Annotated in this window: 6 protein-coding genes; all 6 read right to left on the minus strand. The window is 43.1% G+C overall.

Going from position 1 to position 11,602, the window contains the following annotated elements; all coding sequences use genetic code 11:
* Nucleotides 1–230: 230 nt before the first annotated feature.
* The 6 genes from ACED45_RS06025 to ACED45_RS06050 all read right to left on the minus strand — a co-directional run bounded on the left by ACED45_RS06025 (nt 231) and on the right by ACED45_RS06050 (nt 11,357).
* On the minus strand, nt 231–779 hold the full coding sequence (locus ACED45_RS06025) for a cell division protein ZapC (RefSeq protein ID WP_285955041.1): 549 nt from the start codon (nt 777–779) through the stop codon (nt 231–233).
* A 206-nt stretch (nt 780–985) separates the two neighbouring features.
* Nucleotides 986–1,996, minus strand: a complete 1,011-nt coding sequence (gene pyrD, locus ACED45_RS06030) for a quinone-dependent dihydroorotate dehydrogenase (RefSeq protein WP_017059681.1) — start codon at nt 1,994–1,996, stop codon at nt 986–988.
* 348 nt (nt 1,997–2,344) lie between these two features.
* Complete coding sequence (locus ACED45_RS06035) at nt 2,345–7,186, minus strand: NAD-glutamate dehydrogenase (protein ID WP_371713509.1); 4,842 nt, start codon at nt 7,184–7,186, stop codon at nt 2,345–2,347.
* A 228-nt stretch (nt 7,187–7,414) separates the two neighbouring features.
* The gene (locus ACED45_RS06040) at nt 7,415–7,633 is read right to left on the minus strand and encodes a DUF2835 domain-containing protein (protein WP_081090229.1); all 219 of its coding nucleotides are present in this window, start codon (nt 7,631–7,633) and stop codon (nt 7,415–7,417) included.
* 215 nt (nt 7,634–7,848) lie between these two features.
* Nucleotides 7,849–10,455: an aminopeptidase N gene (pepN, locus tag ACED45_RS06045; protein WP_371713510.1), complete on the minus strand. Its 2,607-nt coding sequence runs from the start codon at nt 10,453–10,455 to the stop codon at nt 7,849–7,851.
* Nucleotides 10,456–10,673: 218 nt separating this feature from the next.
* Entirely contained in the window at nt 10,674–11,357 is a 684-nt protein-coding gene (locus ACED45_RS06050; protein WP_017059686.1) for a hypothetical protein, read from the minus strand.
* Nucleotides 11,358–11,602 lie beyond the last annotated feature (245 nt).

Raw genomic sequence — 11,602 nt, forward strand, 5'->3', positions numbered from 1 at the left:
ACCAGAAACAGGGAATAAAGACGGGGAATTTACTCTTCTGGTGATGAAAACAGGCAGAAATTAAGGTGAAAAAATAGTCGTAAGTTCACTATTTAAATGGTTAAGCAGTGATGTATTTATCAGGATGAGGTTTTTTAGGCACAAAAAAATCGGCTATTAAGCCGATTCTGAGGAAGGTTTATCACTTGTGTGCTGCGATGCGTGGTAGAAATGATGTACTAAATTGGAGGTTAACCCACCATCGCTATGTGTGCTTGATGAAGGATAGCGTTCGCGTCTACCATTCTATCGTGCATCACCTTGATTGAGTCTCCAAATCGCAGCCCTTTTGAAGGCGTTAATAGGAACTCTTCTAGGTCGACAAATGCACATAGGCTCGCACACTCTCCCACTTCTAATACAATGAAATACCCTAAGCTATGCTCGTTATTCATTTGTACAATATCCCCTTCTTGAGGATATTCATGGCCAGTGCCTTGTGAGTCGAAGAACCAACTCTTAGGCTGTACAGGCTTATGGAAGCGCTTTGCTGCCACACAATAGAGTGCAAGTTCAGCTTGGCGAGGCTCAGACAGTTCTAAGCCAGAAATTTGTTCTTTGAAGGTTTGGTATGAAGATGCGTCATCAACGGTGAATTCATTATCTCTAAACGCGCAGTCCACCAGCTTATTACGGACCAGATTCGTTTTGAAAATCATATCCTCTCCGAGGTTTAGCATTAATGAACATTGCTGCTCATCGTAATACCAACTCCATGTATCGCTAGGTTTAAGCATCATTTCGTCTCACACTGTTGAACCATTCCATTAGGTAAAACGCAAAATTACCTTCAATTACAGTAATTTTACTGAGCAATAGGCAAAAAAAAAGAGGAAATGAATTCCTCTTTCTTGTCGCTTTTCTCTACAACTCAGTGAGTTACAGTGTCTCTTTTATTAAGACGATGCCAGATTGTCGCTTTTCAGAAATAAAAGCGTCTTGCCGTTTAAAGATTTTTAACGATGTCGCCTACAAGACCTGGACCTTTGTAAATGAAACCAGAGTAAACTTGTACAAGCTTAGCGCCTGCCATCATTTTCTCTTTTGCAGCAACATACGAATCAACACCACCTACTCCAATGATCGGCAGTTTGTCACCCAGCTCTTCGTGAAGTTTACGAACTACTTCAGTACTGCGAGATTGAACAGGACGTCCACTTAGACCACCCGCTTCATCGCAATGTTTCATGCCTTCAACGATTGAACGATCCAATGTTGTGTTTGTTGCGATCACACCATCGATCTTATTTTTGATCAATGACTCACAAATTTGGCTAATTTCGTCGTCGCTTAGATCCGGAGCAATCTTAAGAGCAAGAGGTACATATTTACCATGCTTCTCTTCTAGTTCAGATTGTTTCGTTTTCAGTTCAGACAATAGATCGTCTAGTGCTTCGCCGTATTGAAGAGAACGAAGTCCTGGAGTGTTTGGTGAAGAGATGTTCACAGCAATGTAACCAGCGTATTGATATACCTTCTCCATACAGATCAAGTAATCTTCAGCGCCCTTTTCAATTGGTGTGTCTTTGTTCTTACCGATGTTGATGCCTAAGATGCCGTCGTAGTTCGACTTCTTAACATTCTCAACAAGGTTATCAACGCCTAGGTTATTAAAACCCATGCGGTTGATGATACCTTCAGCTTCAACAAGACGGAACAAACGAGGTTTGTCGTTACCCGCTTGCGGACGCGGAGTAACAGTCCCTACTTCTACGAAACCAAAACCCATTGCGCCAAACGCATCAATACATTCGCCGTTTTTATCTAGGCCGGCAGCAAGGCCAACTGGGTTTTTAAAAGTAAGACCCATGCACTCTACAGGTCGGTGAGGTAATTGTTGGCGATACAAAAGATCAATAGGCGTGCCTGTGAAGCGTTTGAAATTTTGAATTGCTAGATCATGTGCCTTTTCGGCATCAAGTTGGAAAAAGCCAGTTCTGGCTAGACGGTAAAGCATTGTGCCTCCGATAGAAAAAAGCCCCGTGTAAACGGGGCGATATTATTTACTTATTTACCCAACTATTCAATCTATTACTGTCTGTAAGGGTAAGATAATCGAGTTTGCTAACGAATGCGGTTCATTATTAAGCAAACGTTATCGTTTCTTCAGGTTATTAGCTCATTTCTAGCCTTTACCACATTACGGCCACCAGCTCACTTAACAACAAGCAACTCACTTAACAACAAACAACGTGTGCGTCGAGATTGCCCCTTCAAAAATCGTTAGACCAATGGATCCCACTTTACCGAAACGAAAAAGGCAGACCTTATGGCCTGCCCTCATTTTTTTCGTTTTATCTAGTGACTAGTCTTTTGACATGCAGTTTAGATTCAACAGCATCAATTCACGCAATGCTACTGAGAACTTAGCAAACTCATGAACCGAACCCACTTTGAATTCGTTTAAGATGCTTTCCCAACGATGTAGGGAAACAGAGTTACTTTCCATCCAGTCATCAAGCGCTTTAATTACATCAATATCTGAAGCACAACCACAGTTAAGTACTTGGCCAGTTAACTGACGTTGCTGCCAATCCAGATCTTCTCTGAATGCTGCACGCGCCAGTGCTTGCCAGTTGTTGTCTACAGCTTGGCCATTGATTTGCTTCAAGAACCAATGCAGTGACAAACGATCACCGAGGTTGAAGTAAAGCTTAGAAGCTTGTTGTACTGTTTTACCTGTTTCACGAGCCACTGTGGATATATCCAGTGCTGAGTACAAACTAGACAAACGAGCCACGGAATTAGCCAGCTCAGCGTTGACACCTTGGTCAATCCATAGTTGAGCCATTGCTTGATGCTCTTCTACTTCTGAAGCTACTAGGTTTTCATCCAGCTTCTCAGTAATCGCGACTACATCACCTTGGTAAAGCTCAATCAATGCATTCACTGACTGTTTACCCGTACGGTTTCTTAGTAACCAACGTGCTAGACGACGAAGCGTACGGCGTACATGGTAAAGCAATTCGTATTGAGCTTCAGAACTTGAGATGTTGTCCAGTTCACGGATGCTCTTCAATACCTTACCCAGGCCGTAGATTTCACGTGATGCCGCGTAAGCATTCGCAATATCAACAATGTTCGCGCCCGTCTCTTCTTGCAAGCGAGTCACAAAGTTACAGCCCATCTCGTTAACCATTTGGTTAGCAAGCGCAGTCGCAATGATCTCTGCACGAAGTGGATGGTTATCCATGTGCTGAGAATAGTTACGGCGTAACTCTGTTGGGAAGTATTGCATCAGTTGTTGAGCATGGAACTCATCATTCGCAATATCATCACTCACAAGATCTTCTTTTAGAACCATTTTACCGTAAGCGATCAATACTGATAATTCAGGTCTTGTTAGTGCTTGGCCCTGCTTCTCACGCTCTAGCAGCGTTTCGTCATCTGGGATGTATTCCAAACCACGGTCTAAGTATCCTGCTTTTTCCATTGTGTGGATAAAGCGGATTTGCTCTTTCACTAAGCCAACGCCTTGATGCTCAGTAACAGAGATAGATTCAGCTTGGCAGTATGCGTCGTCTAGTACGATTTCGCCTACTTCGTCTTCCATAGATTCTAGAACTTGGTTACGTTGCTTAACGGTCAGATCACCATTAGACACCAAGCCATTCAAGAAGATCTTAATGTTAACTTCGTTATCCGAGCAATCTACACCACCAACGTTATCAACAAAGTCAGTATTAACTCGACCGCCCGTTAGAGCGTATTCAATACGACCCAACTGAGTCATACCCAAGTTACCACCTTCACCAACAACCTTAGCTTTCAGGTCACGGCCATCAATACGTAGCACGTCATTTGCGCGGTCACCCACATCAGTATGAGTCTCGTTAGAAGACTTAACGTAAGTACCGATACCGCCATTCCAAAGTAGATCAACCTGCATAGACAAGATCGTTTTGATCAAGTCATTGGGTGCCATTGATGCTTTCTTGGTACCAAGCATTTTCTGAATTTCAGGCGTTAAAGAGATAGACTTCGCTCGACGAGAGAAGATGCCACCACCTTGAGAAATCAGCTCTTTATTGTAATCTTCCCAGCTTGAACGAGGCAGATTAAACAGACGGTCACGCTCTACCCAACTGGACGCTGATTCTGGATTCGGGTCAATGAAGATGTGCATGTGGTTAAACGCAGCTTGTAAGCGAATATGCTTAGATAGCAGCATGCCGTTACCAAATACGTCACCTGCCATATCACCCACACCAATGGCAGTGAAGTCTGTGCTTTGACAGTTGATGCCCATTTCACGGAAGTGACGTTTAACAGATTCCCAGCCACCTTTCGCCGTGATACCCATAGCTTTGTGGTCGTAACCGTTAGAGCCACCAGAGGCAAACGCGTCACCTAACCAGAAGTTGTACTCTTCAGCTACTGAGTTCGCTAGGTCTGAGAATGTCGCTGTACCTTTATCGGCAGCAACAACCAAGTACGGGTCATCTTCATCGTGACGAACAACACTCTTAGGTGGGATAACCTCACCTTCAATGATGTTGTCTGAAACGTCTAGCAATGCACGAATGAATCGCTTATAACAACGTTGACCTTCCGCGAAGATCTCATCACGGCCAGACATGGTGTGTTGACGCTTACAAACGAAACCACCTTTAGCACCGACCGGTACGATAACCGTGTTCTTAACTTGTTGCGCTTTAACTAGGCCTAGAATCTCAGTACGGAAGTCCTCTTGACGGTCTGACCAACGTAAACCACCACGTGCTACTTTACCGCCACGTAGATGCACACCTTCAATGTCTGGTGCGTAAACGAAGATCTCAAACGCAGGAACCGGCGCTGGGATATCTGGAATCTCGCTTGGTCTCATTTTCAGAGCCAACCAAGGCTTAGACTGTTTGTTTTCGTCTACTTGGTAGTAGTTAGTACGAAGCGTTGCAGTGATCATTTCCATGTAGCGACGAATGATACGATCATCATCCAAGCTCTCTACATGATCCAACTGTTCAGTGATCTTCTTAATAAGATCTTGTTGGCCTTTTGCGCTGCCCTTCAGTTTCGGGTCAAAACGCTTGCCGAATAGGCTTACTAACCCTTTCGCTAACTCTGGGTAATGAGACAATGTGTCTTCAATGTATTGTTGGCTAAATGGGAAACCAACTTGACGCATGTAACGAGCATAAGCACGTAAGATTGAGATTTCACGGCCAGAAAGACCAGCGCCAAGCACTAAGCGGTTGAAACCATCGCTGTCTAACTCACCCGCCCAAATTGCCGCAAAAGCTTGTTGGAAAAGATCGCGCGCTTCACGAAGATCAATGGTCTTGTCGCTCTTGTGCAACATCGAGAAATCAAGGATCCAATATGTCACACCATTAGTTTTACGCACTTCATAAGGTGATTCACCAATAACGCGTAGGCCAAAGTTTTCAAGCATTGGCATAACATCAGAAAGGTGAATTGGCTCATCGCTGTGGTAGAACAACTTCAAACGAACTGCTTTTGAATCTGCCGCCTCTTCTTGAGGACGGTAGAAAAGCATACCCAATTTGTTGTCTTCACTTAGTGCTTCTAAACGTTCAATATCCGCAACTGCAGAACCTGGCATCATGTCTTCTTTGTACGAACGTGGGAATGCACGCATGTACTCTTTCGACAATGGAAGACCTTTGCTCTCACCGAAGTTTGCAACGATTGATTCAGACAGGCGGTCATCCCACGTAGACGATACTTCCATTAAATTTTGCTCAATTGTTTTCACGTCCACATCCATGTTGTTGTTATCAACACGAACAATATAGTGCGTTCTCGCCAGTGGGCTTTCAGAGAAGTAAGTTGTGAATTCAACCTCTTCTTCACAACCAAAGTACTGCTTCAAGATGCGTTGTGTTTGGCGACGAAGCTCAGTGTTGTAACGATCTTTTGTTACGTAAACCATGCAGCTAAAGAAACGGCCAAACGGGTCTTTGCGAACGAACAGACGCAGAAGATCGCGATCTTGCATTTGTACTACGCCTGTACCCACTTCAAGTAACTCTTCTTCTCGAGCTTGAAGCAGTTCATCACGTGGGTAGTTTTCAAGAATGTTGTGCAGTGCTTTGTAAGAGTATGAACCCTCACGGTAACCACTCGCGTCTAAGATTCGGTCTACTTTCTCACGAACAAGAGGAATCGTTTCAACGGTTTGGTTATAAACAGCAGACGTGTAAAGACCAGTAAAGCGGTGCTCACCAATGACCTTACCGTTCTTATCGAACTTCTTAATACCGATGTAATCGTTGTAAGCTGGGCGGTGAATGCGTGAAGCCGTGTTGCCCTTGGTTACAATAAGTACATAAGGCTTTTTCGCTTCAAGTCGTGCCGAATCAGAAAACTCAGACAACTTAACGTTGCGTACACGATCTGAATTCGCAAACAAACCAAGACCTTGCTCCTTGGTCGGTTGCAGTTCAGTGTCGCCGTTAACTGAAACTAGGTCATATTCCTTATAACCCATGAATGTAAAGTTGTGTTCACCTAACCAACGAAGAAACGCCAACGTTTCATCAAAACGTTGGCCATCTACAGGAATGCTCTCTTTCTGCTTTTCTACTTGATTGGTTACTTCTTCAAGTCTTTCAACCATCTTCAACCAATCGTTCACAACTAAGCTAGTATCGGTAAAGATATCCAGTAGCTCCGTTTTAAGAGCTGTCATTTCAGCTTTACTGCTAAGACGGTCTACTTCGATATGGAAAAGCGATTGGAATGCACCTTCGTTATTGCTAACACCCACAACACTGCCCTTATCTGAGCGAGAGATTTGTGTTGGGTTATGAAGCATAAGGTGAGAAGAAAGGTCTAGGCGAGTAAGTGCCATTTTTACAGAATCAACAAGGAACGGACTGTCTGGAACGACTATCTCAACGATAGTATGAGTAGACTGCCAACCTTGACGACTTACCGTCGGGTTGAAAACGCGTACAGAGATTTCGTCGGCTTTCTTTTCATTGATGTGATGCCATAAGCTAACTACAGCACCATATAAATCGGATTCGTTTCTCTGAGTCAGATCGTCGTGAGAAACGTTACTAAACAAGTGTTGAGCAAGTTGAGTTACGAGAGGTCGATGAGCAAGGTCAAGTTTGTCTTGAATCAGCTTGTAAACTTTTTCAAGTAAAACTGGAACCACAGTTTCACGTGCGGTCATAGTCACACTCCACAATTAGAATTATATTTTATTATTAGGGGGATCACTTAAGCTAGTGTTTGAAACGTGCCGCTGAGCGCTTTTCTACTAACGAGTTAAGCAAAGGTAATGCATTCATTTATTGTAAAAGCATTATTGAAAAATAGTTAATTGTTTTGGAGGTGGTAAGAGGTGAAATGTTTGATTATGTGATTAAGATTCCTTTTAACTCACTAGGCACGCCAAGGTTTACAGAGCTTCCAACTTAATAAACTTATTTTTTTGGTCAGTTGTCAGCCTAAACTGCCCTCTAACCCCTATTTGTGTAAGAAATGGTCTGAATCGAGTTGCAGGTAACTGTAAACGTAAACCTGTTGTTGTTATCACTTGAACTTTACTTGCCACACCAGAATAGCTGGCTAAAAACTGCTGATATGAGATGTTAAGTTGGAAAATATAGCGATTCATACGATACCTGTATAAATATACAGTGCCAGTATTTTTTGGCACTTGACGATGTCTGACTGTGAAACCTAGCTTGAAACTGAACTTGAAACTGCTCTAGCTTATCGAAAATTCGATGAACCAGAAACAAAAAATCAGTGGCAGATATTCTCTACCACTGACGACTTTTCTTGATAAGTAAACAGATTTAAGTAAACCGTTACTTGAGAACGTTGAACTTAAGCTTCTAGTGCCTTCGTTACTTTCTCAAATAAGTCTTTAGCTAGGTTGTCCATCCCCTTTAAAGTCTCAAGTTCTTTCTTGATCAGAGCTTGGCGTTCATCATCGTACTTACGGAATTTAAGAAGCGGGTCAATCAGACGTGAAGCAACTTGCGGGTTACTGCTGTTAAGCTCACGCAAGATCTCGCCAGCAAACTCATAGCCCTGACCTGACTTGTCATGGAACTGTACCGGGTTCATGTTTAAGAATGAACCAACCAAGTTACGAATTCGATTCGGGTTCTTCAAACTAAACGCTTGATGTGACATCGATGCTTTGATCACTTCAAGAGCATCGGAACTTGGGTTTGTACCTTGTAGAGCAAACCACTTATCCATAACCAGACCATCGTGTTTCCACTTGTCGCTGTAATCCGCCATCAAGGTTTCACGACATGGTAGTTGCGCACTGTTTGCCGCACCCATTGCTGCCATTGTATCGGTCATGTTGTTTGCTTGTTGGTACATTGCAACAACCAAATCGTTACCCTGTTCTGTGTGCGCTAAGTAACTTAGGCAAACTTTACGTAAAGTGCGCTTACCAATCGAATCGTGATCGATTGTGTATTCAGTGAGAGCATTGCTGTGATAAACCGCAGCTAACTCGTCTTCAAGTTCAGCGGCCAATGTTACTTTCATTGAGTTAAGAACAGATGCGACCGCATCAATATCAACACGCTCGTACCAACCTGATACTTCATTATGGCTTGGCAGTGAAAGCATTTCTGCGATAAACGCAGGCTCTAGTGAATCACTCAGCAGTACGCCACGGAATGCATCAACAACAGAATCAGAAAGCTCAAATGCTTGACCCTGTTGAACCTTCTCAACGTTGCTGCGAATGTACTTAGCCAATAGCATTTGACCAGCATCCCAACGAGAGAACTCATTGCGCGCATTCACCATCAAGAAGATAAGCTCTTCATCTGAATAGTCGTACTCCAATTTCACTGGCGCAGAGAATTCACGAAGTAGTGATGGGATTGGTTGTTCAGAAACGTTTTCAAACACGAAGGTTTGTTCCGCTTCTTTGACATCTAATACGTTATTAACTGGCTTTCCGTTACATTGTAACTCAACAACATCACCTGAAGCCGTGTACAGCTCGATATCCAGAGGGATATGCAAAGCCTGCTTTTCAGTTTGCTCATGCGTTGGTGCCGTTACTTGGCGAGTTGTTAACGTGTATTGTTTGTTTTCTGCATCGTAATGGCTTTCAACAGATAGCGTCGGCGTACCAGACTGGCTGTACCATAAACGGAACTGAGACAGATCAACACCCGATGCATCTTCCATTGCGGCAACAAAATCTTCACACGTTGCTGCCGTGCCATCGTGACGTTCGAAGTACAGTTTCATGCCTTTTTGGAAACCGTCTTCACCCAACAATGTGTGGATCATACGGATCACTTCACTGCCCTTTTCGTACACGGTCAATGTATAGAAGTTATTCATTTCTATCACTTTTTCAGGACGAATTGGGTGAGACATTGGGCTTGTATCTTCGGCAAATTGTGGACCGCGAATGATACGCACATTGTTGATACGGTTTACTGCGCGAGAGCCAAGATCCGATGAGAACTCTTGGTCACGGAATACCGTTAGACCTTCTTTCAAACTCAGCTGGAACCAATCACGACAAGTCACTCGGTTACCTGTCCAGTTATGGAAGTATTCATGGCCAATTACCGCTTCAATACCTAAGTAATCGGTATCCGTTGCGGTTTGGTCGTTCGCCAAAACAAACTTAGAGTTAAATACGTTCAAGCCTTTGTTTTCCATCGCACCCATGTTGAAGAAATCTACCGCGACGATCATGTAGATATCTAGGTCGTACTCTAAGTTGAAACGCTCTTCATCCCACTTCATTGAGTTAATCAAAGACACCATTGCATGGTTTGCACGGTCTAGGTTGCCTTTATCAACAAAGATTTCTAGGTCAACTTTGCGACCCGATTGCGTGGTGTATGCGTCACGAAGTACATCGAAGTCACCGGCTACGAGTGCAAACAAGTACGCTGGTTTTGGATGCGGGTCTTGCCATTTCACCCAATGACGACCATTTTCTGCCTCGCCTTCATCTACACGGTTACCATTACTTAATAAGAATGGGTTCTCTGCTTTGTCTGCAATTACCGTTGTAGTGAATTTCGCCAACACATCTGGGCGATCCATGTAGTAAGTGATACGGCGGAAACCTTCAGCTTCACATTGAGTGCAGAACGCGCCACCCGACTTGTACAAGCCTTCAAGTGCACTGTTCCCTTCAGGGTTAACTTCGGTAACGATGGTTAGAGTAAATTCTTTTGGAAGGTCATTCAGCGTAAGTTGAGTTTCAGACTGCTCGTACTGAGTCCATTCGTTGCCTTCAACCAAAACAGAAACCAACTTCAAGCCTTCACCATCAAGTACTAATGTCGTGCTGTCTTTCTCCTGCTTAACACTAGAAACAGCCGTAACAATGGATGCTGAGTCGTACAAATCGAAAGTAAGATCGATTTCAGAAATCGTGTGAGATGGTGATTGATAATCTTTACGATACTTGGCTTGAGGTGTATGTGCCATGACGGGTTCCTTTTGATCGTTATACGTAATTATTTTTTAACTGTATATATCTAAAGGTTGAGCGCCAATAAAACAAGGGGAATATTAAAAAAAGGAGGCATTGTAAGAAAATGCCTCCATGTTTTGCTATTTTATCAATCAAATCAGACAGGAACGCCTAAGAAATGAACTGTGCACAATATTATCAACGAGTACGCCGTTACTGCTAAAACTCACGATTATCGAATGCGATTGAGTACCGCAAACATATCTCCCTCTTCACCTTGCAGCGTTAACACATCGCTGTTCAGTGTATATCGAGTGCCGTGTTCACCGTTCTCATAAAGTAACACTAGTTGATCGCCTTCTGTGTAATACACCCCGCGACGAATGACTTCACCACCTTCTTCATCTGATACTCGGAACATGAATATAAAGTCCGGCTGAAGGACTAAATCCATTTTTTGAATGTTACTCGCACGTAGATCGCTTCCAGACAGTTGGGCACTTGACCAGATTCCCGCCAATGCATTTGGCAAGGCCTTGGTGAACATAACACCGTTAAGATTCAGCATGTTGTGATTACTGCTGTACGCGTAAACCTGAGGTTCTGAGGTATTCAAACCCAAAATAATCGTGTCTTCATTGGCGTTATACAAACCTTCCCAATGATCGACACTGTAGTCTTTCTTTTGGATATCGATAGTGAATGAGTAGTTTGAATCAAGAGTGAGCTTGATCGCTCTAAAGTTTTCAGTGCCTTGCTCAGGATCAGGATTCATCAAATACCAATCACCAAGCAACAGAGGAAGGTCAAAATGAGATAGATTACTATCACTTTTTGATTGTTGGCTACTCGAAGCGACCTCGCTCCCAAAAGCCACAAAACTTAAACAAGATAAAAATAGTAGAATCCATTTCATAAGCGTCCCCTCGTTTTCTTTAAGCTTAGGCACGTAATGAATAGAAAGCGAAAAAATATGATCTAAGTCACTAAATTTTAAGTGCGAAGTAACTTAAATGTCATTATCACTCGAAAAATAATACTTAAGTTTAGTTATTTTTACAGTGTACTTCACAGCCGAAAATCAAATAACAATGGTTCTGCAGCAAGTTAAAAAGCGAGGAAGCATGCCGTTAACATGACATTATTCGAGGCAAGAACACA

Source organism: Vibrio crassostreae (assembly GCF_041439375.1).
Lineage (GTDB): Bacteria > Pseudomonadota > Gammaproteobacteria > Enterobacterales > Vibrionaceae > Vibrio > Vibrio crassostreae_D.